This is a genomic window from Xylocopilactobacillus apicola, assembly GCF_033095985.1.
GTDB lineage: Bacteria > Bacillota > Bacilli > Lactobacillales > Lactobacillaceae > Xylocopilactobacillus > Xylocopilactobacillus apicola.
The window spans coordinates 380,804-407,548 of sequence record NZ_AP026802.1 but is presented as its reverse complement, the minus strand read 5'-3'; the positions used below and the strand labels follow the sequence as shown (position 1 = coordinate 407,548).

Below are 26,745 nucleotides of genomic sequence, written 5' to 3'. Positions count from 1 at the left end.
ATCACCACTCAATCTCGGTTGTTTTTTTAGGATTCTTATTTTGAATAACGTCCTCTAAATTTCCGTCCTTTATCTTGATGACTTGATCACCCATCGCTTCAATTTTCGAATTATGAGTAACAACAATGACAGTTTTCTTATATTTAGTCGCCATTGAAGATAAGATCTGTAATACCGTTTGTCCCGTTTTCGTATCTAGAGCTCCCGTAGGTTCATCACAAAGCAAAATTTTAGGATTCTTACAAATGGCCCTGGCAATCGATACTCTCTGCAGCTCCCCACCCGATAGATCTTGAGGAAAATTATACATACGATCACCTAACCCAACGGATTCGATTATTTCTTTTGTATTAAAATCTGATCCACCTAAATTTTTAACTAAATCAACATTTTCAAAAACATTAAGTGAAGGGATAATGTTATAAAATTGAAAAACAAAACCAACATAATTGCGCCGATAATCTGTCAGTTGCGCATCACTCAAATTGGAAACATCACGACCATCAATGTTCATCGAACCGCTAGTTAAAGTATCCATTCCCCCGATCATATTCAACATCGTGGTTTTGCCAGAACCACTTGGACCTAAAATGACATTAAATGTTCCTTCATCAATCGAAAAACTTACATCATTTAAAGCCCGAACTACACTATGGCCCGTTCTAAACTCTTTAACCATTTCATTAACTTCAATAAATTTCATTTTATCCTCCATATCCAGATGAGTAAATGTTATACATCTGTTACCTATGATTCCGTTTTGTAGTATACTTGGTAAAAGGACGAAATAAAATAGTTTTTGAACAAGTGATACAAATTTAGATATTTGTCACCGATGGAGAAATTAATGAACGGAAAACAAAAAATCGCCGAACAATCACGTGTTTGGCTTTGGGAATCATTGCTTAAATTATTAAAAACTAGTGAATACAGCGAGATTACGATCACCGAAATTGCTCAACACGCTGATTTGACGCGCAAGACTTTTTACAATTCTTTTAAAAACAAAGATGAGCTTCTGGCATACGGCTATCTCAAAATTATAGATAACTTCATTCATGAGATGGTAAAAATTCCGCTTACTGAAAGGACAGCGGAGCATTCACTTGAACTGTTTGTTAATTTTTGGTGGGAACAAAAACCATTTATTCAACTTTTAATGAGAAAAAAAATCTATCAAAAATTTATGGAAGTTTGGCAAGAGCAAGCAATTAATCGCTACTTGGATTACAACACCACCTGGAAGTCTAATGATCCTTTGGAAAATAAATTCCAAGCGAGCTTTGTTTTTGGAGGACTAAGCAATATTCTTGCGACCTGGCTTAGTAGTGATGAACCACTGCCGCCTGATCAGATGATGGAACTAATTATGAAAATTATTCCAAAATAAAAACCAGCCACAAAGCTGGTTATTTAACTTCTATTTATCAATTGCCATCTCAGCCGCTTTAACGGCATGAATGCGCGTTGTATCAAACAAAGGTACTGTGGTATCTTTTTGCTGAATCAATTCACCAATTTCGGTACAGCCCAGAATTACGCCTTGGGCTCCTTGTTGATGCAATTCATCGACTACTTTAAGATAAAATTGCTTTGAATCTTCGTTAATTTGACCGAGACACAGTTCATCATAAATTATTGCACTAATTTTCTCGCAATCATCGTGGTTAGGTATGATGACATCAATCCCTTTTTCGATCAGTCGATTTTTGTAAAAATCTTCTTCCATTGTAAATTTAGTTCCAAGCAGACCGACTCGATCAATCTTTTGCCTTTTTAATTCCTGGGCAGTTACGTCAGCAATGTGGATAATGGGAATTTTGACTTGGGCTTGAATTTGATCAACAATTTTATGCATGGTATTCGTACAGATCACAATATAATCAGCTCCCGCTCGCTCTAACGAACGACACGCATCGCCTAAAACACGGGCGCTTTCATCCCACTGATTGGCAAATTGGTATTTTTCAATTTCTTCAAAATCGACACTGTATAAAATACATTTAGCTGAGTGAAGCCCGCCTAATTCTTTCTTTACTGTTTCATTAATTAGTCGGTAATAATCCGTTGTACTCTCCCAACTCATTCCACCAAGCAATCCGATTGTTTTCATCCGTAACTCCTTATTAATAATTAGTAAAATAAGGATAACATAAAACGGTTAAATAAACATTTAAGTTTGATTTAATGACAGCAAATTATCTATAAGTATAAAAACAAAAAATCAGCCCAATTAATGGCTGAAAATTTGGTGACGCGTAAGACTGATTTAATGCCAACTATTTCAATTTCTCGATCTCTTCGGCACTAAGTTTTGTTGCTTTAATAATTATATTAAGATCGATCCCTTGTGCGAGTAAACTCTGGGCGACCTCAAATTTTTCTTCGATCATACCTTCGTTCTTACCCTCGATTTTGGCATAACTAAGCTCTGCTTCTCTTTGGTCAATTGCACTTTCTATTGCATCCACTTCTAATTGATCCTCCTTCGTTAAATTGTAATAATTTGATTTCTTATAAACTGCCTGGACATACTTCGGAGCATCACTGTCAAGCACTCCATCAATATAGATACTCCTCATAGCTTCTAGATTATCTCTACTAACGGGATCTTCGACATTGATAATCGGTTTATGCAACTCGAACGTCACAATTGTAATGAGTCGTTTCACCCCGTCAACCGCATCTTCACCAGTTAGATGAAATTGATGAATCGCTTTGTCATCATCAAATTCATTATAATCTAAAATACAGATCTGAATTGCAGGCTCGAGCCCACTATACTTGTTGTTAGGCTCCCGCATCTTCTCTTTGTTACCGTAATTATAACCGTAGACATCTAAGATGTATAGCATGATCCGTTCTAGAAAATAGTTCGTCTTGCGAACTTGCATCTCCAAAGTCAACATCGTCTGATTATTTATTTCCATTAGAATATCAACTATTCGAGTCTTAGATGCAGCTTTTTTCTTGACCTCTTCTTCTTTTGAATGTCGAATTGAAAAAATCTTGGTTGGATCGAGATATGTAACCTCGTTAACCTCAATCCCAATCAAGTCATGAACGAATTCCTTAAAAATCCAGGAATTTTCCTTGCGCCCAAAAATGATCTTAAAAATTTTATCATTCTTGGGCAATAATCTTTGTTTCATTGATGAAACTCCCTTATTTATTATCGAGGCATCAACCCCTGCATAATAAATTACGCGAAAATTCCACAAATGTTTAAAATAAAGAAAAATTCCTCTCTTTTAAATTTCACTTATTATCTTAGTTCGATTTAACATCAGGGAACTGGATACAACTGAAATCGAGCTTAAAGCCATTGCCAGACCTGCTAATTCTGGACTAAGAGTTAACCCGATCCCAACAAAAAAACCAGCAGCAATTGGGATGCCAATTGCATTATAGATAAATGCCCAAAAAAGATTGAGCTTAATTCGGTTGAAAGTTTTTTTACTAAGTTCAAGAGCTTCAACAACGCCCCATAAATCATTTTTAACCAGGACAATGCCACCTGATTCAATAGCAATATCCGTTCCTGCGCCCATCGCAATTCCGACGTTAGCGATCGTTAAGGCAGGTGCATCGTTAATTCCGTCCCCCACAAAGGCGACTGGTCCATCCTGCTCAAGCTCTTGTACTTTTTTGGCTTTATCTTCTGGCATTACATCAGCTAATACCTGGTCAATTCCAACTTGTTTAGCGATTGCATTTGCGACCCGTTGATGGTCCCCCGTTAACATCACCGTTTTGAGACCCTGTTTCTTTAAAGCCTTAATTGCCCGCGCTGAACTTGGTTTTGGCGCATCCTGGATTGCAATTAAGCCTTTAACTTTTGCTTCTGTGCCAACAATAACAACCGTTTTTGCTTCATCTTGCAGCTTTTTCATTTGGTTTTGAATTTCTGAATCAAGAGACTGATCTGAAAATAGTTTTTCATTTCCGACTTTGACCATTTCACCGTTCACGTGCCCGATCACGCCTTCACCAGCAATTGCTTGAAAATCAGTGACCGCTTGACTCTTTATTTTCATTTCCTGCGCTTTTTGCATAATTGCGTCAGCGAGCGGATGTTCAGAATCTGCTTCTAAAGCAGAAGCCAGACTTAAAACTTCTTGAGTTGAACCAATTATGTCAGTGACCTCCGGCTTACCATTGGTGATCGTTCCAGTTTTATCAAAAACTACTGTTTTAATGTTATCAGCAGCTTCTAAGACCTCGCCATTTTTAATTAGAACACCCATTTTGGCACTGCGTCCCGTTCCAACCATTAACGCAGTCGGCGTTGCAAGCCCCAAGGCGCAAGGACATGCGATTACGACGACCGAAACAGCAAACATCATCGCTCGCTCTAATGGACTGCCAATTACAACGTACCATGCTACAAAAGTAATAATCGCCAAGATCAAAACTATTGGTACAAAAATATTTGAGACTTGATCAGTTGTCTTTTGAATTGGTGCCCGGCTTGTTTGAGCTTTTTTGACTGTCTCCACAATCTGAGCCAACATTGTTTCACTGCCAACCTTTTCAGCGCGAAACAAAAAAGTACCATTTTTGTTGATTGTCGCACCAATGACTCGATCCCCAACATTTTTAGTAACTGGCATGCTTTCGCCGGTAACCATGGATTCATCGATCGTGGTCGAACCCTCAGTGATCACCCCATCAACTGCAATTTTTTGTCCCGGCTTAACCTGAATAATATCACCGGTCTGGACCTCAGCCAAAGGAACCTTCACAAATTGTCCAGCACGTACTACAGTGGCAAATTTTGCTTGAAGATCGAGTAACTTTTCTACTGCACTGGACGCGTTATGCCGCATTTTTTCTTCTAACACCTGTCCCAGCAAAACGAAAGTAATGATAAAAGCAGCACTCTCAAAGAAGACGCCCTGATGATTGATCATCGCATAGATACTATACAGATAAGCAACTACTGTTCCAATTGCAACCAAGGTATCCATATTGGCGTGATGGTTTTTAAAAGCAGCCCAAGCGCTGTGTAAAAAAGGACGCGCCGAAACTAACATAATTGCCGTAGTTAAAACTAAAGATAACCAATCGCCACCCGGGAGCATCCAGCCAAAAGGCATTCCAACCATGTTAATCAACATCGGAATTGTCGCAATCAACGAAAAAATAAAACGACTTTTGATACTCATTTAACGATGACTTTCCCGTGAAACATGCCCATCCCACAGCTAAAATTAAACTCTCCAGTTTGATCAGTATTAATGTTAATCGTCTTTTCAGACCCAACGGGCAGATCAATTTGAAAATTTAAATCTTTGGACTGAACCTGTCTTAAACAAACAGAAGAATCTTCTTGAACGAAAGTTATTTCTGCTGGATCACTTCGATGAAATTCAATTGTATCTGGTTTATAACCTTTATTGATAAGAATTTTTGCTTTTTGCATTTTGAAGCCTCCTACTCAACTACAACTTTGCCGTGGAACATGTCCATCCCGCAAGTATATTGATAAACTCCCGGCTTACTGGTATCAATTTTGACTTCATGAACTTCATTTTCTGGCAAAAATTCATTAATCCCCCAATCAGGAAAAACAACCTGATCTAGACAACTTGAAGGATCTTTACGATTAAAAGTGATTTCTGCGGGTTCACCTTGTTTAACCACAACCGTACTTGGCTTATAGCCTCCATCAACTACCACTTCAACGTTTTGCAGATGATCCTTTGTTTCTTTTGCATTGACAGCAATCTCTTTTCTAGGTGCAAAGAACCACCAACCAATAAAGCCGATTAACAATAATGAAATAATTAAAACTGCCACCTTAATCATCTTCGCCTCCTATTGTTTACAACTGTAGATTTATTTCAAGTATACCTCTTGTATCTACAATTGTAAACTAATGCCAGTTTATTTTGCTGTACAATAAAATCATGGAAGCTGACGAATTAATCCGTGCTTATTTTAGCGCTTGGGAGCAACACAAATTTGCCCCTGCCGAAAAATATTTCACCGCCGATATAAAATATCGCGAATGCTACGGACCAGTGTATGAAGGGCTTGAAGAAGTTCAGCTCTGGATGAACAAAATGAAAGAACGGCAAGTTGTCCTCGCCTGGAAAATCAAGCGAATTTTGCCAGTTAATGATTCAATCAGAGTCGTTGAATGGTATTTTCATGCGCGCGAAGATTCGGAATACGATTTCGACGGCGTCTCGATCATAGAATTCGAGCATGGAAAAATGAAAAAAGTCAGTGAATATGAAGCAAAGCATCAAACTTATCGCCCATTGAAGCCTTTAACAGATTAGCTTTGATAGTTCAGTTATTGACAAACAAAATTATTTCGGTTACAATTAAAAGAATTTGATAGCGCTTTCTTTTTTGCGATGTAATCGGAGGAACCAAAAATGGATCTAAGTATCATCATTATTAGTAATAATTGCCAAGATTATCTTAAAAAATGTTTAAATAGTATTTATCATCAAAATGGTGATTATGAAACTTTAACCAACGTCGAAGTTATCATTTCTGTTTTAAATAACCAGGAAATAACGTTTCAATGGATTGATGACCATAACAAATCCAAAATAAAAACTACAATTGTTACTGATCAGGCCAAAGATTTTAACCGTTCCCGCGCCAGAAACCTCGGACTCTCAAAGGCTATTGGCAAGAAAGTCCTTTTCCTAGATTGTGATGTGATGATCAATCCAGATTTTGTGAAAAACTTTCTGAAAAAAATCGACGATAACGTCATTGGCATCCACTATTTGTACGGCTACAAGGTTCAAAATGACGATGAATTAGCTGCCTTGATTAAAAGACCTAATCCATTCCAAAACCTTGACTTCTCTTGCAAAGATTTACTTGATTACCGTGAACCTGAATATGAATTACATACAGATGATGTAAACAAGTCCTTAACTCCATGGTCTTTTGCTTGGGGTAGTGTCTTATCCGTTAATCGTGAGACCGCTAATTCCATAAATGGATTCGACGAAAATTTTACTGATTGGGGAATTGAAGACACCGATTTCTCTCTTCGATTATTTAAATTGGGCCAAAAATTTGTTGTCGATCGTGATTCTTTTGGTCTTCATATTCCTCACGTTTCACAAGTCAACAGCCCTTCAACAACAAGTAACAAAAAACTTTTTTTCCAGAAATTTCCTAGCTTCGCAACAGAATTGACGCTTTTTTATCCCACTTTTCTGATTGATAAAATCGTGAGTGAAATAACTCAATGCTACTTGTTCAATACTAATTTAAATGACGAAATAATAAACGAAATTAATCAACAAATTGAACCTTTTCAAAAAAGTTTGGCCCTCGGAGTCCGTCTTGACTGTGAAGTTAAATCACTAAATTTCAATACTTTTTTTATTGTTGATCCTCATGAAAAGCGTTACAAAAAGCAGGTTTACAACAAAACGATTATCAATGCGGTCGGCTTATTATCAGATTATGCCGATAACGAATTCGATGTTGCCTACATTTTTGACTCTCTCCAGTTTTTACCTGCCACGATTTATCGAAAAATTTTGAACGAAATGTGGCGAATTTCTAAGAGGGTAATTGAAACTAAGCTAATTTCAAGCTTTGGCCCCTACCAAAAAACAATTTAATTTTAAAATAGGACTTGATTTAAAACTCAATTAATAATATGATTCATGGTATCAAAAGAGGTTGCAACCAACATTAGTAACCTGATGAGCTTGTGCAGGGCTTAGATTCAGGTCAAAGGGGCGGTTGCCGAAGCGTTAATCAATGCACTGATTAATTAGCTGGGTCGTAATTGAACAAGTTACGAACTGTCGCAGAAATATTTTGCGGAGCGCTTTGGGCAGATTAATTTTTAAATCCGGGCGTGAACTCTTTCGATTCAAAGGGTTCTTTTTTTTATTAATTTTAAGAAGAGGTTTTAAATGAAAGTTGTTAAATTCGGCGGAAGTTCGTTAGCATCCGGCGCCCAATTTCAAAAAGTCATCGAGATCATAAATGCAGATCCTGATCGACGCGTTGTCGTCGTATCTGCTCCGGGAAAGCGTAATGACGCTGACACCAAGGTGACAGATTTATTAATTAAATATGCCAAACACCCAGACCGCAAAACAATTGTCGAAGAAATCTGGGCGCGCTATCAAGAAATTGCTGATTTTTTCCAAGTTCCCGCAGAACTTCTGCAACCTTTAAAATCAGAATTAGAAAACTTGCCGCAGCAGAATTATTCAAATAGCGATTTCTTACTCGCGGCATTCAAAGCTCATGGTGAGAAAATTAATGCTCAGCTTTTGACAATCATCTTACAGGAACAAAATAAACCCGCTGAGTTTTTCGATCCTGAAAAATCAGGCCTCATCGTGACTAATAATCCGCATGACGCCCACGTCTTGCCCCAAACTTATGATCGGCTCGCAGATTTTCAAAACCCAAATAAAATTTTGGTCGTTCCTGGCTTCTATGGTCGAAGTGAGGACGGGGAAATCGCAACCTTCTCACGTGGTGGCTCTGATATTACTGGAGCAATCATGGCCAAAGGCCTGCACGCCGATTTATATGAGAACTTTACCGATGTGGATGCAGTATTTGCAGTTAATCCCCAGCTCGTCAAAAATCCAATTCCCATCAAGTTGATGACGTACCGTGAACTCAGAGAACTATCTTATACCGGTTTTTCTGTTTTTCACGACGAAGCTTTGATCCCGACAATTGAAGCGCAAATTCCTATCAATGTAAAAAATACCAATCATCCAGATTTACCGGGCACCCTCGTCGTCCCTGAAAAAGATTTTAAGCCTCAGCACACCATTACCGGAGTCGCAAGTTCTAAGCACTTTTCAGCACTTTACCTTCATCGTTACATGTTGAATAAAGAGGTCGGTTTTACGTTAAAACTTTTAGAAATTTTCTACAAATACAACATCTCGTACGAACACATGCCTTCAGGAATTGACGATTTGACAGTAATTTTTGATCAAAATCAATTCAATGGAGATCTCCGAGAACAAATGTGTGAGGAGATTCGCGCAACCCTTGGTCCCGATCGACTAGAATGGATCGATGACTACGCTATTATCATGGTCGTTGGCGAAGGCATGCGCAATAAAATCGGCGTCTTAAAGCGAATTGTCGATCCGCTGGCGCAAGCAAACATTGGAATTCACATGATCAACCAAGGCGCTTCCAGAATCTCAATTATGCTGGGAACCAAGCAGGCAGACGCCTCAACAGCTGTTAAGAAAATCTATCAACAATTTTTTGAATCAAAGGAGTAAAATATGGTCCAAATCCAAAAAGTTCATGGATCAGGAAATTCTTTTTTCCTGCTCGATCAAACTATCCTCAAGCAACCACTAACACAAACTCAACTAATCGACCTCGCTAAAGATTTAACCAGAAATGTTCTAGGCGGCGCTGATGGTCTCCTTGTCGTAAGTCCCAGCACTCATCCAGGCGCTTTAGGAAAAATGCAGGTAATTAACGCTGATGGTTCCATTGCTTCAATGTGCGGTAATGGATTGCGCACTGTAGCTCGCTATTTAGCCGACAAATTTCATGAGGATCAATTTCTAGTCGAGACCGCTAACGCCGATCTTCAAGTCAAAAAGGAACCTGACTGGGCACCTGATGTCCATTGCATGAGCGTGGAAATTAGCCCAGTTAGTTTTGAACGAACTACACTCCCTTTTGATAATCTCGACTGCGAGCAACTAATCAATGCCGAGGTCACCGATTTTGCGCCAGATCTTAAATTTAGTGCAATCGCCGTGCCAAATCCTCATCTAATTAGCTTTGTCGATCAAAATATACTAGATAGCGACCTGCTGAAAAATCTCGGCACCAAATTAAACAGCCCAAACCCTTACTTTCCAGAAGGTGTGAACGTCAATTTTGCCAAAATTATTGATGAACGGCACCTTTTCGTCCAAACTTTCGAGCGCGGCGTCGGATTTACGAACGCATGCGGGACTGGGATGTCAGCGACTAGCTTAGCTTTTGCACTGAACTATCCTGAATATGATGCTTTTAACAAACTCCTAACTATCACCAATCCGGGCGGTTTTGTTCAGACTCGCGTGCATAATGACGAGCAGCAATACTGGATGGAATTGATCGGAAACGCCACGATTACGCACATTCTTGACCTCGAACTGCCAAATTACCAGAAGATTAAAGTCCAGGAAACATCAGAAGACGCTGCGTACCAAAAATTTATTAAATAAAAAAATGCTGATCGAATTGATCAACACTTTTTTATTTAAGGTATTGAATTAACAAGCGTAAACGTAACGGTTCCCTGATATTGTCCAGCTTCAGGGATATCTGTCGCTCGAGCTTTAAAAAGAAGATTCCAATTTAAATTCAAAATATCTTGATAGCTACTGCCACCTGATCCACTATATATAGAGCACGCCGTCGCATTCAAAGGATAATTAATCCCCCCGCTTTGATAAATTAGCGGATTTCCCTTAATCACCTTTGTTGAAGCTGTTTTGCTTAATGGTCCCGCCTTAGCTTCCAGTCGCCAAGTTTTGCCACTGCGGTCATTACGATTATCAGTAATATTAATCGTTTGATTAGGACTCTTGTATTCATGATTTCTAATCGAACCTCGGTGATTTCCAAAATCTATATTAGTTGAAGCAGCAAGCGTCTGTCTGCCTAATTGATACCAGACGTAAGTTCGCTTATCCGTGCGGGTAGCCGAATCGGCAATTATTTGATTCGCTGAGCTCACCGCCCCTTTCGGGTCATGAGCTGATCCACCTGAACCGATTTCTTGCCATTTTGTATCAGTCGCGTAATAGTTCTTTTGAGGATTAGTGATATTATCGGGATCATCAAGTTTACTGATCTCGGTTCCTGCCCCTGGATCAACTAGCCCCACGGTTCCGTAACTAAAAGTTAACTTCGTATTAGGCCCAAGCGTTAACTTCCAAAGTTTCGGGGTATTTAGCAGCATGTTACCAACACTTCCAATATAACTATCCCATAATACATCAGGAACTTGGGTCAAATCAAAACTGCTTAAATCAAGCGTTGTAAGCGATAAACAGTCTTTAAACATTCTGTATATTCGCTGCACTTTAGAGGTGTTAAATCCACTCACATCAATTTTGACTAATTTTTCGCAATCTTCAAACATCCAATCCATCTTGGTAACGTTACTGGTATCAAATCCACTCACATCAAGCTTTGTGAGTGCACGACAATTATTAAACATTGCTTCCATTGAAGTCGCTTTTGATGTAATAAAATTTGTGAGGTCCAAAGCTTTTAATACAAAGCAAGCTTCAAAAGCTCGAGTAAAATCAGTCACATTTTTAGTGGTAAAATTGGCTCCCAACTTTAAATCCGTCATCGATGTACAGAAAAGAAAAGTTCCATCCATCGAAGTATTTTGCCCAGTATCAAAGCTAGTAAGATCCAAAGACTTTAAGCTTGTATTATGACTGAACATGTATTTCATACTGGTCATCTGACTTGTTTCGAAGTTCGTCAGCCCTTCGATTTCCACTAAATTATTGCAATCAGCAAACATACCACAAGCAGATCCTTTAATTGCAACTCCTGGTTTAATAACTGTTTTAGTAATTTGATCCCGATATTGATACCATGGCCAGATATTATATTGTTGGTCATGATTCCAAACATCAACTGTTGTACCAATTGAATCACCTGCTGCATCCAGATCATGCGGATAAATTGTCAAAACCCCGCTGTCATAAGTCCACCAAACGGTATCCCACACATAGGTTTCTTGGGGTGCACCATTTTTATATTTATCGACTAAGTCACTGGCCGTAATTGAAGATCCACGTGGTGCACTAACTGTACCACTGGCTACAGCTTGCCACTTAGTCGTTGGATTGGCGTTAGTATTGCCTGGTGCATCCATAATATTACTAATGTTTTCTGGAAATCTCGTGTTCGGTCCTAATGTTAGCTGAGATAGCTTGGTGGCTCCATCTAAAATGTAACGTGTCTGGAGAGCCGTGCGCATATCTAATTTACTCAAATCCAAAACTTCTAGGTTGCTACAATTTTGAAAAATCTGGCTAAAGTCTTGGGCTTGTGCTGTCCCAAGATTCTCCAGCCCAGCTACGGTCTTCAAGTTCGTCATCCCGCTAAACATATTTCTCAAAGACTTAGTGGTCACATCTGGATTAATTGAGATTTTCTCGACCTCAGTCCGCCTAGAATCCCATGGCCAATCAGCGGGACCGGTCGGATTCAAATCGATATTATGTTTATAAATGTTCAGGGTCTTTTGCGGATCGATGTACCACCAGTTTTGATACCAAACATACGTCCGACGGTCAGTCCGAGTTTGCGATTCGGTTAAAATTTCATTAGCAGTTTTCGTTGGACCCTTTGGATCGTGAACCGTTGCCCCTGGTGCTGTTCCCACTTCTTGCCAAAGCGGTACAGTCGCAAAGTAATCACCCGTTGGATCAGCGGGATCATTAATTACTGCACCAGATTTGGGATTCCCTAAGCCAATCGGATAAATAGCTGAAGGAATTATTTTCGTCTTGACCCCCAAGGTCAGTTGCCAGAGAGCTGTCGTACCATAAAACATATAGCCCATGTTCGTAACCGCCGAAGTATCAAAATTAGAAAGGTCAAGCTCTGGAATTTGGGTCGCACTTTGAAACATTGCGTGCATATTCCGAACTTTGCTGGTATTAAATGTTGAAACGTTTAGACTCTCAAGCGAGGTCGTCTGGTTAAACATAAACTTCATATCGGTCGCATTTGCCGTGTTGAAATTACTTAGGTCAAGGCTTTTCAATTTATAACAACGACAAAACATCGACATAAAACTCGTCGAACGGGACGTATCAAGGTTTGCTAAGCCCTCAATTGTTTCTAAATTAGTAAATTCATAGAAAAAGTGATCAAGCCGATCAGCCGTCGAAACCCCTGGTTTAATGACAGCTTTGGTAATGTTTCCCTTATACTGATTCCACGGCCACAGCCAGTACCATTCTGGCACATTACCATCCACGGCATATCCAATTGTATCGTTATAACTAAGTTCATGCTGGTAAATGGTTAAGGTTCCACTGTCGTACTTCCACCACAAGTATTCACTTAAATTAATATTTGTTGCTGTCGAAACATTATTATTGTTATCAACCGCCACAATGTGCAGGTATTTTCCAGCATGAGCAAGCCGCGTAAAATTCAGCGGCGTGCCTGGAGTCAAATTAAGATTAGTTACATTACCTGTTGCTGGATCCTTGTTCACCGCCGGTGTCGCTGCAGCACTATCATCAACACTATAGACATACCCTTTGATCCCGCTCATCACCGGGACTTTGATGATATCTGAATATTGAGAACCACTCGAAGTATCAGCTCGGTTACGATAATAGTAATCAGTTCCGTTATCTACCGCATCAATATTTAACGTTAAATTATCCTCCGACAGATTACTAGAACTCACCGTTGGAGCAATGGGAGCTGCCTGATCAGTAGCGGTAATATCTTTACCCGTCGTACCTGTATTAAGAGTTGAAGTATAGTAAATCATATTAAAAATAATCTGAGCTTCGGCAGAAGTACACTGCCCGCTTGAATGACCCGTCTGAATCTGCGCATAATTATTTTTTGAAACCAAGTACCAGTTGTTATCACCGATGTTTTGACCTGCCCCATCTTTAAGATAGGTAACAAAAGTATCCCCATCGCGCCAGTTCAGCGAATTTTCATCATACTTAAGCCAACGAATCGCACCTGAACCATACATATAATATGAGCACCAACTGTGCGACATCGGAACATCATAAATTTTCGTCGGATCCATCAAATATGGCTGTTTGGTCAATGATCCGGGAGTTGCGACTTTTATCTTAGTACTCCCGATCGGTCGATAAGAAGAAGAAACTTGTAATCCCAGCAATGGTGCAAAGCGATTAAAGTACGGATGAGAAGGCTCTCCTGGATATGGTAACCAGGTCACTGGATCATAATGAGCACCTTCAATTGTATCGTGCCCAAAAGTCACCGCTCTTCCCGTGTCACCAAAAGCTTTCGTAGCTTGATAGGATGCTTCATTTAAATCATAGTTATCATTCCAGTCGATCGCGCCAAAAAAAATGCTGTCATAAATGTAGGTGCCATCGGGATTTTTGAGCATTCCCGGATTATTGTTAAAAGCTCCAAAATCAACAGTCGTAATATCAAAGAGCCCCTGATCCACTGGTCCTGTTCCCGCAACATTCTGCATTTTCATCCAAGATTTAAACCATTGATAATAAGCAGCATTTCCGGGAGCAACATTTAAAATTTTAAAACGTTTACCATAATTGGTTCCAATATCAGTCGCACTAGTAAAGGAGTTGCTGGTATCGCGCTCAACATGATAGCCCCCACTGAGGTTGGGAGCCTGATTCCAAGTTAAATCAACTTCGTTACGATTATCAGTATCATTCCAGTAACTTTGCCCTGTCATCTGGTAAGCTCCTGTAGAAACCGTCGTAGAATTGTTAACTTGAGAGATGCCGCGGGGTTGAATCTTCAACAATCTGGTAGGATCACTGAACCCAGATCCACCCTGATTAGCTATTGTTTTTTTGCTATCACCAATTAATGATATTTGTGATGGAAAATCTGCTGCACGACTGCTTAATTTCTTTTGCTGATTATTAATCAAAAAAAACGCAAAACAAACTAAGGTTATACCTACAAATCCAAGCTTTCTCAATAGCTTCACTGTTCACCCCTTCTTGATTTAATTCTCTATTGCTATTATAACAAGCTTATTGACTTTTCAATATTACGATTCTTAAAATTAAATATCTAATTTTAAAAATTATAAGCTTCCCTGCTGAATTAAACAAAAAATCCCACTTGCTTAAATACAAATATAATTATCTATTTTAACTTGCGCTAAAGCTCCCCATTTCTAAGGTAGTGGATTAACTAATGTATAGGTTACTGTTGCCTTATACGTTCCAGCTGCAGGAATATCACTTGGATTTGCCTTGAAACGTATAAGAAAAGGAAAATTTTTGATTTCTTGATAACCACTAGTTGCTGTTCCGTTATAAAGTGTTCGCGCTGTTGCACTCAAATTTATCTTCATGTTGGAATTTACGTCGTGGTGATAAAGCGGATCACCGCTAATTACTTTTGTCGGATCCGTTGTATGCTTAAACGGTTTAGTCACTGCTGCCTCCACGCGCCATTGTTTGCCGCTGCGGTCATTACGATTATCAGTTATTTTCAAATTTTGAGACGCACTAACGTACTCTTTATTCTTTAAATGTCCCGCATAAGTTCCAAGATCAATGCTGCCAGGAGTAAACTCTAACGTTTGAATCCCATTTTGATCCCAAACGTAAATTCGATCGTCAGATCTTGTCTGAGACTCTCCTGCTATTTGAGCGGCAGTCTTAATTGCACCATTAGGCAGATGAGGACTCCCCGTCGCAACTTCTCTCCAAGTATTTCCTGTCGCATAATATACTGGAGTTGGATTAAAAATGTCATTAATAACTGTCCCTTGAGTTGGATTACCTAAAAATGTCAACGTCCCTAGTTTTGTATTTGCTCCTAACTTCAACTTCCACAGGCTGTTGGTTTTATTAAACATTTTTGTGGTATCAGCTGTGGTTTTTATATTAAAATTTGAAAGATCTAGTTCAGTTAAACTATAACTATTTTCAAATAAGTAAGAAAAATCGTTGACCTTGGAAACATTCAAATTACTTAAATCTAACGTGGTCAAACGCCGACATTCTGAAAAAGTCGATTGCATACTTGTTAACATGGGTGTTCTGAAGTTCGTAATATTTAGGGTAGTCAAATTATGACAGTTAAGAAACATCCAATCCATGTTAGTCGCTTTTGAAGTATTAAAACGGTCAACTTCCAGCTTTGTCAATTTGGAACAGCCACTAAACATCGCTTCAAATTGAGTTGCGTTACTTGTATCAAATTTACTTACATCAAGACTTGTTAATGACCCGCAGAATTCAAACATGCCACCAAAATCAACTACATTACTTGTTAAAAAATTTGGTCCAAATTTAACATTCGTGAGATTTGTACAACCACGAAGGAACCGATAGAAATTAATAACATTGGCGGTGTTAAATCCAGAAAGATCAAGTGTCGTCAAACTACTGCAATCTTGAAACATTCCCCTCATATCGATAACAGAACTCGTATCTAAACCTGCCAATCCTTGAATAGAAGTCAATGCTGTCATTCTGGCAAATAATTGGAACAATGATCCGGTTGCAGTTACTCCTGGATTTATTTTTACATTGTTAATTTGGCTTAAATATTGATCCCAAGGCCACTTGACGATTGTCGCTGTCCCACTACCAATAATTGTTGCATCTACATTTGAATTTAACTGATGCGGATAAATTGTCAAAGTTCCGGAATTATATTCCCACCACTGATAATAATCAGTTAATTTTACAGTCTTAGTAGCAGAAACATTGTTCGCACCATCAACTGCTACAACATGCAAATAATTACTTGCTAATCCATTTCGGTTAACTAGCAGTGTTGCTAAAGGATTTGAAGAAGACGTTGGATTTAAATTAATATTTGTTACTTCACCACTAGAATTTTTGACAACTGAAGGAGTTCCATTTGGATTAGAATCTAACGAATAAACATAGCCCTTTATCCCAGTAGAAAGCGGGACTCTAACCGTATCTGAATATGAAACTCCAGCAGAAGTATTAGCTTTTACTCGGTATTGATAAAAAGTCGCATTATCAGTAGTGCTGACTCCAAATCCTAATTGGTTTGAATTTTGATTTGTTAGATTAATCTGGGGTAAATTAGGTGCTGCCTGATCCAACACCGTATGATCTTCCCCTGAATTATTAGTATTTAATGCTCCGATATAGTAAATCATGTTTGCGATGACTTTTGCTTCATCTGGTGTACAAGCCCCTGTCGTATGGCCAGTTTGAATCATTGCGTAGTTATCTTTAGTCACCAAATAGTGATTGTTATCCCCAATAACTTGCCCATAGTTGTTACGCAAAGAATTGACAATCGTTCCATTGTAAGATGGATTCTTAAACGACATCCAACGAGTCGCACCGCTATTGTTTACAAAGAATTGCCCCGTAGTATGAGCCATTTTAATGTTATAAGTTGCGTTAGGATCCAATCGATAAGGATATTGAGTTAAAAAACCATCTTTTGTGATTTGAATTTGTGTACTTCCTACTAAATTTCTGCCACTCACTGTCATTCCTGAAGGTAATGCATCCCAAATAACAAAACCTAACTTACTAGCGAATTGTTTCATGTATGGGTGCAAACTCCTAGCGATTGTATCATGACCAAAAATAAGAGAGCGTCCAGTTTCAGCATAAGCTGCTACTGCTTGATAAGAAGAATAATTTAAATCTTGACCGCCGCTATCTTCCGAGCCGAAATACACACTGTGATACTTGTAGTTTCCTAATGAATCTTTTAAATATGAATTAGGATTTCTATTAAAATCTGATATCGAAACTGGAGTAACATTGATCAACCCCATTGAAACTGGTTGGCCACTATTAGGATCGAGTTGATCCATCCACCTCTTTAAGAAGTTGCTCGTCCCTGGGTAGACATTTAAAACTTCAACTCTCTGACCATAAGTCGTTGGCGGAACTGTCCAAGAATACCCATCAGTGGTCCGCTGGACAACGTACCCTTCCTTTACATTTGGTAGAGCATCCCAGTTTAACTTTACTGAACTCTGGTTTGAAACAAACTGACTTTCAGCTTTCAAACGAAAATTTCCTGGTGTAATTATTGTCGAAAGTTCTTGTGGTTGAATCTTCGACCTCGATTGGAGATGATTTTGCTCAATTTGTTCAAAAACGCGATTTCCAAATTCAAGATTGCTTTGTAAGCCTTTCATAGAAACATTTTCAGGAAACTCTGCCGCTTTACTGTCCTGTTTAAAGTTTAACGCAAATATTAAAGCCATGATTCCGCTAAGAACTAACAAAATATTGCCCAGTTTCCTAAATACTTTCATCATCATCTCCTATTTGCCATCAATTTGTATCAATTGTACCAAATCAATAATCTGATTTTGATCATTATTTTTAAAAAAATTAAAAAAAAAACGAATTAACCCATCTACGTAGCTGTTTAATTCGTTTTCGATTCCTTTAAATTATTTTATTATATTAAAAATATATAGATCTTAGTAAATAAAGTTTTGAAAACTGTTTAAGGCGTCGAATCAAGCAATGTGTAAGTCACCTCGCCACTGTAACTGCCTGCCTCGGGAATCTCATTCGCTGTCGTTTTGAAAAGCATATTCCACGGTTCTTCCCAGGTATCTTCATAAATGACGCCTGGAATTACCTTCTCAGCTAGTTGCACCGCTACTGGTGTCAAATTAGTTTCCACTCCCGAACCGTTCTTATGGTGCAAAGGATTGCCCGTAATTCGTTTAGTCCCTTTAGTCAGAGGTTTCGTCATTGCAGCTTCTATTCGCCACTTCTTATTCTTACGAGAGTTGCGGTTGTCAGTAACCTTAAACTTGTGATCTTCACTTTTGTAGTTGTGACTTCGCACTGATCCCCGATGAGTCCCAAAATCAATCGCAGTCGGCGCTTCTAACAACACGCGTCCACGCTGATCCCAAACGTACGTCCGCTTGCGATTAGCTGTAGCCGATTCACTCATAATCTCGTCTGCCGTCTTCGCCTCTCCGTCTGGCTCATGAAGAAAATCATCTGTACTTGCTTCACGCCACTGAGCATCAGTTGCGAAGTATTGCGAATTAGGCGGTACCGGTTTAGCGAGATCGTTAATTGGTTTCCCTGGCGTTGGATCTTTCAATTTTACCGAGACTTCAAGTCCATCAACAGTCACATCAGGAAATTTGGTGTTTGGTCCAAGTGTCAACTTCCAAAGCTTGTCGGTATCTTTTAACATTTCATGGTAACCATGATTAATACGACCATAGCCATCTGAAGTGTTAGTTACATTAGTCAGATCAAAACTACTTAAATCAAGGCTTGTTAAGGATTTGCAGCCCCTAAACATATACATCATATTAGTAACCGAACTAGTATCAAAACTCGTGACATCTACATCTGTTAATTGTTCGCAACCATCAAACATATAATACATCTCTTCTGCTTTGCTGGTATCAAATCCTGTTAAATCAAGACTTCTTAACGATGTGCAATCGCTAAACAAAGAACCCATATATTTTGCGCTACTGGTATTAAAGTGCGTGAGATCGAGACTTGTTAATGAACTACAACCACTAAACACCCCAAACATATACTCCACTTTACTCGTGTCAAAGTTTGTAATATCAAGACTCGTTAATGAACTACAATTTTCAAACATTCCTTGCATACTATAGACATTACTAGTATTAAAATGAGTGACATCTATATCTGTTAAAGATCTACATCCACTAAACATCGAATTCATATTTGTAACTGAGCTCGTATCAAAATTAGTCACATTAAGGTTTGTTAACGATTTACATTCCCAAAACATTCCATACATATTAGTGACTTCACTAGTATCTAGTCTTTCTAATCCTTCAATGGTCGTCAGTAATGGCTGCCATTGAAACAAAACTGATAACCCTCCCCTTGCTGTTACTCCTGGCTTAAGCACCGCTTTGGTTATATGATCTCGGTAAGGATACCACGGCCAATCTCGATAATAAGGATTGTTAGGATTTGGAAAAGGGTTCGAATCGGCACTAGAATTCAACTCATGCGGATAAATCGTCAAGACATCACTGCTATCAACGTTCCACCACAAATATTCAGCCAAACTAATTGTCTTCACGGCCGACACATTGTTTGCCTTATCAACAGATACGATATGAAGATACTTCCCAGCGTGAGCACTACGGGTCAGATTGATCGTATTTGAACTATCTGTATCTGAGGTCGTCGTTAAGTTGATATTATTGACGTCTCCTGTCACGGGATCTTTAGTCGCTGTGACGGTCCCGCTTGGATTGTCATCAATTGAATAGACGTACCCTTTCATGCCGCTTGTTATCGGAACTTTTACCGTGTCGGAGTACTTCATGCCACTTGTTGTGTTGGCTTGAACTCGGTAATAATAGTTTGTACCAATATCGGAGGCGTCAATTTTAATCTTCGCGCCGTTCTGATCTTCTGACACACGAGATGAAGTCGGTTCGTTTGGTGCAGTTATGTCTTTAGCTGTAAAATCATTAGCTTCTGTCGTTGTGTTTAAGGTACTTGTATAGTAAACCAAATTGGCAATAATCTTTGCTTCATCAGGGGTACATTGACCATTCGAATGTCCCGTTTGAATCATCGCATAATTGTTTTTCGTCACCAAATACCAATTATCATCTCCAATAACCTGTCCGTTGCTATCATAAGCATAATGAGTGATGTCAGAAACAACAGGTGTTCCACCTGAGAACTCCATCCAACGAACTCCACCATCATTGTACATATAATATTGTCCCAAAGTGTGGCAAGGTGAAATTTGGTATTTCGCTGTTGAATCTAGGACATAGGGATACTGAGTTAACATTCCTCTGTTCGTAAATGCTACTTGATTAGAACCTCGCCAATCCATGAGACCGCCACTTGTTGTTCCTCCGCCCGTCTGTAAATCCCCATAAAACTTAAGTCCCAGTTTAGGGGCAAAGCGATTGAAATATTCATGAGATACATGAACTTGGGCTACTGTATCGTGTCCCAATAGAACTGAACGACCTGTATTGGCAAATGCTGCTACTACCGGCTGAGAAGCTGCAGTTAAGTCATTAACCCCGGGAGTCCAGCCCCCATTAGAATCTTCCGAACCAAAATAAATTCCGTCGTATTTATACTTGCCATTTACATCTTTTAAATAAGCATTTGCATTGCTGTTAAAGTCACTTAACAACACTGAGGTAACCTTGATTAAATTCATCGAAACTGGCTGACCAGTGTTGGGATCAATTTGATCCATCCAATTCTTTAAATGATTCCCATTGGCTGTGTGGACATTCAGGATATTAACAATCTTGCCATAATTGGTAGGTGGATTTGACCAGTTAGGCGTACTAATTGTATCTGACCTCTGAACAACATAGCCATCAATTAAAAATGGAACTTCATTCCATTTTAAGTTGACTGAACCCTGATTACCATTGTAACTACTTTCAGCCGAAGTAATTCTAAAATCGCCTGTGCTAACTGTCGTGCCGCTATCAAATGTACTGATACTAGAATCTTTTAAATCAGATTTGAAGGGATTAGCTAAATGCCCCCCCCCCTGAAATCGCTACCATTGTTTTCATTGGTCAAATTATGTGGAAAATCTGCCGCTCTACTATTCTGCTTGAAATTTAAAGCAAATGTTAAAACACAAATTCCGCTCAGAGCTATCAAAATATAGCTCAGTTTCTTAAATATTTTCATCACCAGCTCCTCTTGTTGTTGGTATTAACTTATTTATTTTCATTATACCAAATAAACAATAGAATTTCGCTCGCTTTTTATAAAAAAGATTAAAAAAAATGAATTATTTCAGACTGATAGCTGATTAATTCCTTTTTGCATTCTTTATCTTATTTTAATATTAAAAGGCTATATAATTTTAGGTAAATAATTTTTTGAAAATGGCTAACTCGAAATTAAAGCGAGAAATAAATGAAGCTCCGTTTCATATTTTTTGTGAAAGTAAATGACATAATGGCGTACTATTTTACAAAAAAAAATTATCTAACAATTGGTTTCGCTATTATTTCTCTTTAATTAATCAAAGTAATCAGCTATAATAATCCTTGGTTTTTTAAAATTGCAAAAAAGGGAGATAAAATATGAATTTAGCGAAAGTTTTACAAAAAACTTTCACCAACATGGACATTATTAGTGCGATTTCTTCGACTCTTTTCATTATCCTGTTGGGGTTTATCCTAAGAAAAAGGGGGATTTTCGATAATAAATTCGGCAAGATCATGACTAAAGTTGTTTTATCCGTTTCTTTACCAGCACTTGCCTTTAACTCATTTATGGTCCCCATCGATGAGAAAACTTTGCAGCACGGAATCAATGTCTTAATTTTCGGGATTTTGATTTACATCATTTTAATTTTTGTAACTCCGTTACTGTATCTTCATTATGACCGCGACAAAAAAACGGTTCTTAGTGTTTTGACGACATTTGGCTCAACCACTTTCTTTGGAATTCCAATTGTTGCGGCCATTTACGGACCTAAAGGGACGATGTATGCCTCAATATTCAATATCGGATATCGGATATTTCTGTATTCGTACGCTTATATTGTGATGAGCGGTCTCAAAATGGACAAGAAAAACGTCAAGCAGATGTTTCTCAATCCAGTTGTGATTGCCACTTTCTTGGGCTTGATTTTGTGGATCATCCAACCTTCAATGCCTAAAGTATCTGGAATTAGCCCGACTACTAAGGCAGCCGTCGAAGTGGCTTTCTACCGCATTGATGTCACCGCTCCATGGCTTTATAAACCTTTGACCTATTTAGCGAGTCTCTCTTCACCATTAGCATGGCTGGCAATCGGTGCAACCTTAGGTGAAATCAGTATCAAAGATGCTGCCAGCAACAAAACTGCTTGGTATTATACTTTTATGAAAACTTTAGTAGTTCCTTTGATTACTTTTGTTTTATTATTTGTCCTCAAAATAACTAATCTAATGCCAGTTGACCTAACAGCTGTTGCAACAATGATTATTATGATGGCTACCCCAACTGCTGCGGTTGTTTCATCTTATGCAATCGGGTTCGATCGTGAAGCAGTAATGACCTCAAACGCATCGTTCCTTTCAACAATCGGGTCGGTAGTCATGATTCCAATTTGGATCGTCGTAATTAGCGTCGTTGGTGCCGCCGGGATATTTTAAAAAAATTTAGGAGATCAATGATGACTTTTAAAATTGTCGCTTATGGGGTGCGAGAAAATGAAAAACCCTATTTTGTAAAACTCAATAAATATAATTATGAGCTGAAGCTTTTGCCCGAATTATTAAATCACGAAAACATTGAAACTGCGAAGGGAATGGATGCTGTGTTATTGCGGGCAAACTGTATTGCCGATGCCGAAAATTTAAATTTAATGAAGAAATGGGGCATTAAGTACGTTTTCACAAGAACTGTTGGCTACAATCACATTGATCTAGCTGCCGCCAAAGCTAACCAGCAATTAGTAGCGCGTGTTCCGTCCTATTCACCTCATGCCGTCGCTGATTTGGCCTTTACCCTTGGCCTGACTTTAGCGCGACATGTAAGTTTGGCAAGCTTCAATAGTTATCAAAAAGATTTTCAGGTTAAGCCAGAAGAATTCAGTCGCGAAATTCGCGATCTGACTATCGGGATTGTGGGGACTGGTCGAATTGGAGTTGTCGAAGCAAATAATTACAAAACTTTAGGTGCTAAGGTTTTAGGTTACGATGTTTATCAATCTGATGCTGCCAAAGAAGTGGTTCAGTTTGTTGAACAAGGCGAATTATTCAGCCAAGCTGACATCGTCTCCTTGCATGTTCCTTACTTTCCGGGAAAGAATGATCGCTTCATTAATGCTGAATTAATTGCCAAAATGAAGCCAGATGCAATCTTGGTCAACACTGCTCGAGCAGAGATTGTTGATGTCGATGCTGTTGTTTCGGCTTTGAAAAATCAGAAAATTGGTGGTTTTGCCACAGACGTCATTGATCACGAACAGGATTATCTCGGTCAAAAAGTTGACGAGATTAAAGATCCGACCTTAAGAGAGCTCACGGCCTTGTATCCGCGCGTAATTATCACTCCTCACATCGGATCTTACACCGTTGAAGCGTTAAAAGACATGATTAGCATTAGCTATGATAATTTTAATGAAGTACTTCAAAGCGGAACTAGCCAAAACCTAGTTATTGAATAAAAAATAGCACGACTGCGACTTGTTTAATCGTAGTTGTGCTATTTTTGTACACCTCTGATTTGTTGAGCTAAAGTATTAATCTTACGCAAGCGATAATTGATACCGGACTTACTAACAACTTCTCCCATCTCTTCTTGAAGTAATCTACTTAACTGTTCAGTTGAGGCTTCTGGATATTTAAGCCTCAATTCAGCAACGCTTCTCAGCCGATCAGGAAAAGATTGTTCTCCTTTCACTTCATAGATTAATTTAATATTATCGATTTGCTGCTGCGCAGCTATAATCACTTTATTCATATTTGCCGTTTCGCAATTGACCACCCGATTAACCGAATTTCGCATATCTCGCACAATTCGAACGTCTTCAAAATAAAGCATCGCTTCGGTGGCGCCAAGAATCTGCAAAAAGTCGCTAATTTTTTCAGCCTCTTTCAAATAAACAATATAGCCATTGCGACGGCTGGTAATCCGCGCATTAAAATCAAGCTTCTTCATCAAATACTGAAGCTGTTGGGCTTGATTTTCATATTGAGTTGCAATCTCTAAATGATAACTGGATTGCTTTGGATTATTAACACTACCGGTTGCTAAAAACGCTCCTCGCAAAAAACCGGCCTTCTTCTCTGGGGTATTGGTGAAAGTGGTCGCTGCCTGCGCAAAATGATCCAGCGACAATTTAAATCGCTCTAATACTTGTTGAGAGTTTTCAATAATCCGAATAATAAACTGCGGTTTTTTCTGCAGCTTATTTTTTTCGGTCACAATTACCGTCGGCTTCAACTGAAAAATCGTTTTAAACAACGAATAAATTCGGCGGGAGGTCGCTGAATTCTCCGTTTTTAATTCCAAAACCAACCTTTTATCAATAATATGAATCGAACCTGTCAGCATTAAAAGTGCTATCAGCTCACTATCTGCAGCAGGTTCATCAATGGAACAAAGGGTTAACTCTTTTTTTACATCTTGGGCAAATGACATCTTTCACCTCGTTGACTATCAATTGGACAGTGATAAATCTATTATTTCCTTGGCAATCTTGTTCCCATTATGGTAAACCCCATTTTCTCTCAAATCAAGAAAATCATCCATGATAACTTTCAAACCTAAATCTCGCAGCTTTTGAAAATCGTCAGGCACTGTTTCTAAATACCCATCACCTGTTGGATGCTTCAAATAACGTTCTGGTATTTTGCCGTCATTAACCAAAATAGTGTCAATAAAATCATGCTTCAAATGCTTATTCAGGACTTCAATGTGCATCGCATCCGTGAAATGCTCAGTTTCACCTTTTTGAGTCATCAAGTTACAGATATAAACAACCTGGGCCTTAGTTTTTACTAGCGCCTCTCCCAAGTTAGAAATCATGAGATTAGGTAAAATGCTAGTAAATAGGCTTCCCGGACCTAAAACAACTACTTTAGCGTTCATGATCGCATCTATCACGTCATCAACTGCGTAAGGCTCAGCATCGCTATTAATTTCTTTAACCCACACCCGAGCAATTTGCTTGCCTGATTTCACAATCTCTGCTTCGCCGACTGCCTGGCTCCCGTCAGTAAACTCTGCGTGCAAGGTCAATGGAATATTACAAGCGGGATAAACGTGCCCATCGACTTGCATCATCTGGGAAAGAATCTGAATCGCGGTAAAAATCCCCCCGCGCATCTCAGAAAGTGCTGCAATAATTAAGTTGCCAATCGCGTGACCCGAAAAGAAAGAATCATTACTTTGAAAACGATACTGAAAAATTTCCAATTCTTCTTTCGGCAAATCTGATAGCGAAACCAGCACATTACGAATATCTCCAGGCGGAACAACATTCATATAATTGCGAATAATGCCAGATGAGCCGCCGTTATCAGCGACTGTCACCACTGCCGTTAAATTAGCATTAAGATCTCTTAAGCCGCGCAAAACTACTGGTAAGCCAGTGCCACCACCAATCACGACAATATTTGGCCGTCGGCCTTTAATGACCCGAACAATTTTATTTTCTCTATTCATCTGAGTCGACCCGCACATCTTTATGAATATCACGATGAGTGATATCTACTGAATAATCTTTAGCAAAATCATCATGAAGCCTTTGAGCAATGGCGACCGAACGGTGCTGGCCTCCTGTGCAACCAACGGCTATGGTCAAATTTTGCTTGCCTTGTTTCTTAAAACCCGGAATTATTTGTTTCATCAAATTGTAAAATCCTTCATAGAAAGATTCTGTCTCTGGCTGTTCCATCACATATTCACGCACTGGCTCATCAAGGCCCGTCAAAGGTTTCAATTTTTCAACATAGAAAGGGTTCTTAATGAAACGCAAATCAATCACATAATCGGCATCAATTGGAATTCCATATTTGAAACCAAAACTAATGATTTCAATAAAGAAGGGCTGTTCGTGACCTTCTTTGAAATTGTGGAAAATTTGTTGTCGCAAATCATTCGGTTTCAAATTCGTTGTATCAATCACAAGCTGGGAACGTTTGCGAACCTCTCTTAATAATTCACGCTCACGAGCAATCCCGTCCATTAACCGTCCCTCAGGCGCCAAAGGATGGTTACGGCGTGTTTCTTTATAACGTGCTACCAAAATATCGTCCGTGGCATCAAGAAACATAATTTTGACTTGATGGGTTTTTGTTGCGAGAAAATTTAGAAATGAAGTAACTTGCTCAAAGAATACATTTGAACGTAAATCAATCACCAGCGCAATCTTTTTGATTGAAGAATTCTTAATAATTAGTTCCCAGAACTTTGAAAATAGCGCAGGAGGCATATTATCCACACAAAAATATCCCATATCCTCAAAGCATTGAGCAGCGACAGTCTTTCCTGCCCCACTCATGCCGGTAATGATTACTACTTCAATATCGTCTTCCACGTT

The 26,745-nt window shown here is 38.9% G+C and carries 20 protein-coding genes and 1 riboswitch; of the genes, 7 read left to right on the top strand and 13 right to left on the bottom strand.

The genetic code is table 11. The features are described 5' to 3' along the window. Position 1 precedes the first annotated feature (1 nt). A complete protein-coding gene (locus R8495_RS02070; protein WP_317635909.1) occupies positions 2–703 on the bottom strand; it encodes an ABC transporter ATP-binding protein in 702 nt (233 codons plus the stop codon). A gap of 144 nt (positions 704–847) precedes the next feature. Between R8495_RS02070 and R8495_RS02065 the strand changes: the two genes are divergently transcribed. Next, positions 848–1,390, top strand: coding sequence for a TetR/AcrR family transcriptional regulator (locus R8495_RS02065; protein ID WP_317635908.1), 543 nt, complete (start codon positions 848–850; stop codon positions 1,388–1,390). Between the two features lie 30 nt (positions 1,391–1,420). On the opposite strand, the gene R8495_RS02060 is transcribed toward R8495_RS02065, so the two are convergent. The 5 genes from R8495_RS02060 to R8495_RS02040 form a co-directional block, all read right to left on the bottom strand. After that, the gene (locus R8495_RS02060) at positions 1,421–2,113 is read right to left on the bottom strand and encodes an aspartate/glutamate racemase family protein (RefSeq protein WP_317635907.1); all 693 of its coding nucleotides are present in this window, start codon (positions 2,111–2,113) and stop codon (positions 1,421–1,423) included. Positions 2,114–2,279: 166 nt separating this feature from the next. Continuing rightward, entirely contained in the window at positions 2,280–3,152 is an 873-nt protein-coding gene (locus R8495_RS02055; protein WP_317635906.1) for an Rpn family recombination-promoting nuclease/putative transposase, read from the bottom strand. Between the two features lie 99 nt (positions 3,153–3,251). Next, positions 3,252–5,168, bottom strand: a complete 1,917-nt coding sequence (locus tag R8495_RS02050) for a copper-translocating P-type ATPase (protein WP_317635905.1) — start codon at positions 5,166–5,168, stop codon at positions 3,252–3,254. Further along, entirely contained in the window at positions 5,165–5,425 is a 261-nt protein-coding gene (locus tag R8495_RS02045; protein WP_317635904.1) for a cupredoxin domain-containing protein, read from the bottom strand. Before R8495_RS02045 ends, R8495_RS02050 begins: the two co-directional genes overlap by 4 nt. A gap of 11 nt (positions 5,426–5,436) precedes the next feature. After that, positions 5,437–5,811 (bottom strand): cupredoxin domain-containing protein, encoded by a 375-nt coding sequence (locus R8495_RS02040; protein WP_317635903.1) that lies wholly within the window; start codon positions 5,809–5,811, stop codon positions 5,437–5,439. Between the two features lie 83 nt (positions 5,812–5,894). Between R8495_RS02040 and R8495_RS02035 the strand changes: the two genes are divergently transcribed. The 4 genes from R8495_RS02035 (at position 5,895) to dapF (ending at position 10,205) form a co-directional block, all read left to right on the top strand. Further along, positions 5,895–6,290 carry a nuclear transport factor 2 family protein gene (locus tag R8495_RS02035; RefSeq protein WP_317635902.1) on the top strand — a complete coding sequence of 132 codons (396 nt, stop codon included), beginning with the start codon at positions 5,895–5,897 and terminating at the stop codon, positions 6,288–6,290. 99 nt (positions 6,291–6,389) lie between these two features. Then, entirely contained in the window at positions 6,390–7,607 is a 1,218-nt protein-coding gene (locus R8495_RS02030; RefSeq protein ID WP_317635901.1) for a glycosyltransferase family 2 protein, read from the top strand. A gap of 47 nt (positions 7,608–7,654) precedes the next feature. Next, positions 7,655–7,830: riboswitch (Lysine riboswitch) on the top strand. A gap of 77 nt (positions 7,831–7,907) precedes the next feature. After that, positions 7,908–9,257, top strand: coding sequence for an aspartate kinase (locus R8495_RS02025; RefSeq protein WP_317635900.1), 1,350 nt, complete (start codon positions 7,908–7,910; stop codon positions 9,255–9,257). Between the two features lie 3 nt (positions 9,258–9,260). Next, positions 9,261–10,205, top strand: coding sequence for a diaminopimelate epimerase (dapF, locus tag R8495_RS02020; RefSeq protein ID WP_317635899.1), 945 nt, complete (start codon positions 9,261–9,263; stop codon positions 10,203–10,205). Positions 10,206–10,240: 35 nt separating this feature from the next. Here the strand turns inward: dapF and R8495_RS02015 are convergent, their stop codons facing one another. The 4 genes from R8495_RS02015 to R8495_RS02000 all read right to left on the bottom strand — a co-directional run bounded on the left by R8495_RS02015 (position 10,241) and on the right by R8495_RS02000 (position 21,389). Beyond that, the gene (locus R8495_RS02015) at positions 10,241–14,704 is read right to left on the bottom strand and encodes a BspA family leucine-rich repeat surface protein (protein ID WP_317635898.1); all 4,464 of its coding nucleotides are present in this window, start codon (positions 14,702–14,704) and stop codon (positions 10,241–10,243) included. A 192-nt stretch (positions 14,705–14,896) separates the two neighbouring features. Further along, entirely contained in the window at positions 14,897–17,995 is a 3,099-nt protein-coding gene (locus R8495_RS02010; protein WP_317635897.1) for a BspA family leucine-rich repeat surface protein, read from the bottom strand. A 197-nt stretch (positions 17,996–18,192) separates the two neighbouring features. Further along, a complete protein-coding gene (locus R8495_RS02005) occupies positions 18,193–20,937 on the bottom strand; it encodes a BspA family leucine-rich repeat surface protein (protein ID WP_317635896.1) in 2,745 nt (914 codons plus the stop codon). A gap of 290 nt (positions 20,938–21,227) precedes the next feature. Then, positions 21,228–21,389 carry a hypothetical protein gene (locus R8495_RS02000; RefSeq protein ID WP_317635895.1) on the bottom strand — a complete coding sequence of 54 codons (162 nt, stop codon included), beginning with the start codon at positions 21,387–21,389 and terminating at the stop codon, positions 21,228–21,230. A gap of 401 nt (positions 21,390–21,790) precedes the next feature. Between R8495_RS02000 and R8495_RS01995 the strand changes: the two genes are divergently transcribed. Together R8495_RS01995 and R8495_RS01990 are read left to right on the top strand one after the other, a co-directional pair. Next, positions 21,791–22,849, top strand: coding sequence for an AEC family transporter (locus R8495_RS01995; RefSeq protein ID WP_317635894.1), 1,059 nt, complete (start codon positions 21,791–21,793; stop codon positions 22,847–22,849). Positions 22,850–22,869: 20 nt separating this feature from the next. Continuing rightward, positions 22,870–23,865 (top strand): NAD(P)-dependent oxidoreductase, encoded by a 996-nt coding sequence (locus R8495_RS01990; RefSeq protein ID WP_317636652.1) that lies wholly within the window; start codon positions 22,870–22,872, stop codon positions 23,863–23,865. Positions 23,866–23,903: 38 nt separating this feature from the next. On the opposite strand, the gene whiA is transcribed toward R8495_RS01990, so the two are convergent. The 3 genes from whiA to rapZ are packed head-to-tail and all read right to left on the bottom strand — an operon-like array spanning position 23,904 to position 26,742. Next, positions 23,904–24,842, bottom strand: coding sequence for a DNA-binding protein WhiA (gene whiA / locus R8495_RS01985; protein ID WP_317635893.1), 939 nt, complete (start codon positions 24,840–24,842; stop codon positions 23,904–23,906). An 18-nt stretch (positions 24,843–24,860) separates the two neighbouring features. After that, the gene (locus R8495_RS01980; RefSeq protein ID WP_317635892.1) at positions 24,861–25,868 is read right to left on the bottom strand and encodes a gluconeogenesis factor YvcK family protein; all 1,008 of its coding nucleotides are present in this window, start codon (positions 25,866–25,868) and stop codon (positions 24,861–24,863) included. After that, the gene (gene rapZ / locus R8495_RS01975) at positions 25,861–26,742 is read right to left on the bottom strand and encodes an RNase adapter RapZ (RefSeq protein WP_317635891.1); all 882 of its coding nucleotides are present in this window, start codon (positions 26,740–26,742) and stop codon (positions 25,861–25,863) included. The genes R8495_RS01980 and rapZ overlap by 8 nt, the downstream gene beginning before the upstream one ends. Positions 26,743–26,745 lie beyond the last annotated feature (3 nt).